The sequence below is a fragment of the Roseateles sp. P5_B10 genome (genome assembly GCF_056400485.1).
Genome location: NZ_JBFULE010001390.1, coordinates 1 through 823 on the forward strand (window position 1 = coordinate 1; position 823 = coordinate 823).

At 67.6% G+C, this 823-nt stretch carries 1 protein-coding gene; it reads right to left on the reverse strand.

Features of this window, described 5'->3' with window-relative positions:
* Positions 1–823, reverse strand: an 823-nt coding sequence (locus AC1DU6_RS33540; protein WP_477862670.1) for a helicase-related protein, incomplete at both ends; no start/stop codon positions are given.

The window sequence follows — 823 nt, forward strand, 5'->3', positions numbered from 1 at the left end:
AAGGGGAAGCGCTCGACCTCGCCCAGGTGCAGCGCCTTCATGCGCAGAATGACGCCGGCCAGGCTGCTGCGCAGGATCTCGGGGTCGGTGAACTTGGGCCGCTCGTTGAATTCCTTCTCGCTGTACAGGCGAATGCAGATGCCGTTGGACACGCGGCCGCAGCGGCCCGCGCGCTGATTCGAAGCCGCCTGACTGACCGGCTCGATCAGCAACTGCTCGACCTTGTTGCGGTAGCTGTAGCGCTTCACCCGCGCCAGGCCAGGGTCGATGACATAGCGGATGCCCGGCACTGTGAGCGAGGTTTCGGCCACATTGGTGGCCAGCACGATGCGGCGCTGGCCATGCGGCTCGAAGACCTTGTCCTGCTCGGCCTGCGACAGCCGCGCGAACAGCGGCAGCACCTCCACCCCCGGCGGGTGGTGCTTGCGCAGCGCCTCGGCCGCCTCGCGGATCTCGCGCTCGCCGGGCAGGAAGACCAGCACGTCGCCGCCGCCCTCGCGCCACAGTTCGTCCACCGCGTCGGTGATCGCGTTGTTCAGGTCGTACTCGCGGCTTTCCTCGAAGGGCCGGTAGCGCTGCTCGACCGGGAATAGTCGCCCCGACACCGTCAGCACCGGCGCGGGACCTTTGCTCGACTCGAAATGCCGCGCAAACCGGTCCGCGTCGATGGTGGCCGACGTGACGACGATCTTCAGGTCGGGCCGGCGCGGCAATAGCTCACGCAGATAGCCGAGCAGGAAGTCGATGTTGAGGCTGCGCTCGTGGGCCTCGTCGATGATGAGGGTGTCGTAGGCGCGCAGCAGCGGGTCGCTCTGCGTCTCGG